Here is a 3,010-nt window from a genome sequence, read left to right on the forward strand (position 1 = left end):
TGACAGCAGACGGTTATCTGACTCCGGCGGATGCCAAACTCCACTATTTTATGCAGGATCACCAGGGAAACAACAGGGTGGTAGTGGATAAAACAGGAAAGGTGGAAGAGGTCAACCATTACTATCCATTCGGAGGAGTCTTCACCGGATCGACCAATGTTCAGCCTTATAAGTATAATGGCAAGGAACTGGACAGGACCAACGGGATGGATTGGTATGATTATGGTGCAAGGCAGTATGATGCGGCGATAGGAAGATGGCACGTGGTGGATCCGATGTGCGAGAAATACTATGATGAAAGTCTATACCTGTATTGCAAGAATAGTCCGATCAACATAATTGACCCTAACGGTAAGGATATAATTGTATTGCAAGATAGGAAAGGGGCCGGAGGATTCGGGCATAGCGCTATTTTGATCGGAAATGATAAGGAAGGATGGCGTTATTTGTCTAAGGATGGAGGAGAAAGGTTTGCTTTATCTGACAAGCCTGAGGTTGGAGACAAACCATTTACCACTATCCAACAGTTTGACAATTCAGATTATGCCGCACGCCATCATGGCTATCAAACCCGTGCCAGATTTGCAACAACGAAAGAGCAGGATGAAGCAGCGTATGCAGCTATGCGAAAAGAGGTATATTCCTGGTATGATGTCCTAAATCATGATTGTATGGATGCTGTAGCAAGTGCGTTAAGGGCTGCCGGTTTTTATGCGGAAAAGCCCTATTATTTGGACACACCGTTTAATCCGGAGGCCGACTTTATTTTAGTAGGAGATCCTCGACCAAATTCAAGATATGACCATCTTCTTAAAAAAAATGCAGCCTCTATCATTGAAGCGACAGAGAATGCAAATAGACAATATAATAAAAATAATAAAGGTGGCACTTGGGATGACTTTATGAACTTACTGGGAAAGTGGCTGATACAAAATCCTAGTATAAAGTATAAATACTTATTTTGAATTATCATAAAACATAATTTACTTGCAGAGGGGATACATACCCTCTGCATTAAATTTTAAGACATATTATTATGAAGTCTATGCTTCTTATTCTAAAAACGCAATTTATAAGTTTGCTTATTGTGTTATTACTGTTTTTATTGGGGAAATTATTCATAATACCCCCAATAAGTCTTTATTTGACGTCCGAAAGCGTTGAAGAATCAAAACGAATAAATGCTTATGTCGGAGATTGTAGGATTTTCAAAGTGGATACTCTCATGGCTGGATATGAATTTCCTATTGAAAGAATATGGGTGGAAAAATATCACAGTTTAGGCAGGAATTGTATTGGCATAGTCACTACCACCGTTACAGAGGATAGCAAACGTATTGTGATCGATATTATTCCGGATAGTCCTTTTTCCTATCATGATAGTTTCGAAAAGGAGTGGTGGGCTATTAAAGATAGCCTGACAGGTAGTGTCGGTCTTTCTAAACCAAATGTAGATCTAGATTGTCATTATCAGCAAGGCGATACAGCTATTTTTAAGATATTCAAATTGGACAAAAAAGAGTCTAATGTCTGGAGAGATGAAACAATGGATTTGATGTTTAAGATATATACAGTATGTGATTGGAAAGAGAAATGAGAAAAGTGATCAAACTTTTAATAGTATTAACTATCCCCCTGGCAGTTGCCTGTCAGGGGGTAAATAGCAACAACATTGATCCGGAACTTTTGGAACATGTTAAGTCCGTAATCGATTTCTATCCGGACTGTAGGAAAACGCTAAAAGTTCATCAATTTGATACGTGGAAAGCCCATATGTGTCTTATATGGCCTAAAAGTCTTCTTTCCGGATTCTGGTTTTATGTAGGCAGAGAAGATAAGGATGGTCTATTCATTTTACCGACAAACGCATTAAAATATAAAGATAAATACATTCTTTCCTATTCACAAGGGAAGAAAGCGATGGACGAAAAGAAAATATGTGAGATATTAGGCATTAAATCAGAACGTGATCTGCCAGAATATGAGGGGGAAGATACACGGGTATGGGCATATATGAAAGACAAGCGGTCAAACAAATCCACTTTTAAACAAATTGATAATGAGGTTAAGGACTATAAATACCCACAACTAAGATATTTTTATGGAGGAGAGCAGGACTCGGACGTAATAGATATGGTATCAGACTTTTTTTATGTCCATGGAGAAAGTGGGAAAATTGAAAAATTCTCTTCTCCGGACATGATATCAATTAGCATGTCAATATTCAACAAGTCAGACTCTGCGCTTCTGGTGGAATTAGACCTGGATTTACACGGTAGCTTTATAATGAAAAACGGAAAGCACTCCATAACTTTGCATCCAAAGAAGATACGGATAAATGACGGATTTCATGAAATCTCTTCCGGATTATATTCGATTGAGCCACATAAAGAAATGACCTTTGGATTATCTACCGCAAAAGGACCTATTATTCTAGAAAACACACCTCCGCAAAAATATGCGCACAAATTATATGACCTGTTCTATGATTCTATCCTCTACGTTCCGGTACATCCTGTTCAAATACCCGATACGGTCCGGGGAATCCTATGGAACAAGGAGTTTAAGGTTTACACGCCCACTATTCTTGAGCGATATAATTTTGAGGTAAATGACAGTATATACAACATATACTCTGACGGGGAAACAGATAAATACGGAAGAGGAAAACGGTAATATAACAGTTTATTTGAAGAATTCCTAAAATAGGTTTTCCACCACTGCCTGGAAAAGGATTTAGAGGGGGAAAAGTTAAAATGGACCATCCTAAAGGGAAAATGCCTGGTGATCATACAAGACAAAATAAACAAGTTAAAACTTTGGCTAAAAAATATGGATTAGATGATGACCAAGTTGAAATTTTGTACAGAGAAATCGGAGGTCAAGGCTATGGTTATCACGAAATAGAAGAATTAATAATTGAATTATTTAAATAGTATGGATTTTATTACAGAATTAAAAAAAAATATAGGTTGCAACATCGTATATAGCAGTTCTGGTGGAGGCAATT

General features: G+C 37.7%; 4 protein-coding genes. All 4 read left to right on the forward strand.

Annotated features, from left to right (window positions below; genetic code table 11):
- A partial coding sequence (locus CZ225_RS22605; protein ID WP_129585936.1) for an RHS repeat domain-containing protein occupies positions 1–965 on the forward strand: 965 nt, incomplete at its 5' end.
- Positions 966–1,225: 260 nt separating this feature from the next.
- Positions 1,226–1,597 carry a hypothetical protein gene (locus tag CZ225_RS22610; RefSeq protein WP_129585723.1) on the forward strand — a complete coding sequence of 124 codons (372 nt, stop codon included), beginning with the start codon at positions 1,226–1,228 and terminating at the stop codon, positions 1,595–1,597.
- A complete protein-coding gene (locus CZ225_RS22615; RefSeq protein WP_077152747.1) occupies positions 1,594–2,676 on the forward strand; it encodes a hypothetical protein in 1,083 nt (360 codons plus the stop codon). The genes CZ225_RS22610 and CZ225_RS22615 overlap by 4 nt, the downstream gene beginning before the upstream one ends.
- An 80-nt stretch (positions 2,677–2,756) precedes the next feature.
- The gene (locus CZ225_RS22620; protein WP_077155961.1) at positions 2,757–2,936 is read left to right on the forward strand and encodes a hypothetical protein; all 180 of its coding nucleotides are present in this window, start codon (positions 2,757–2,759) and stop codon (positions 2,934–2,936) included.
- Positions 2,937–3,010: the final 74 nt, after the last annotated feature.

Origin of the sequence: Bacteroides bouchesdurhonensis, from assembly GCF_900155865.1 — a bacterium.
GTDB classification, from domain to species: Bacteria; Bacteroidota; Bacteroidia; order Bacteroidales; family Bacteroidaceae; genus Bacteroides; species Bacteroides bouchesdurhonensis.

Coding starts and splice junctions, on each gene's coding strand:
- CZ225_RS22620 (WP_077155961.1), top strand. CDS start 2,757: ATGGACCATCCTAAAGGGAAAATGCCTGGTGATCATACAAGACAAAAT.
- CZ225_RS22610 (WP_129585723.1), top strand. CDS start 1,226: ATGGCTGGATATGAATTTCCTATTGAAAGAATATGGGTGGAAAAATAT.
- CZ225_RS22615 (WP_077152747.1), top strand. CDS start 1,594: ATGAGAAAAGTGATCAAACTTTTAATAGTATTAACTATCCCCCTGGCA.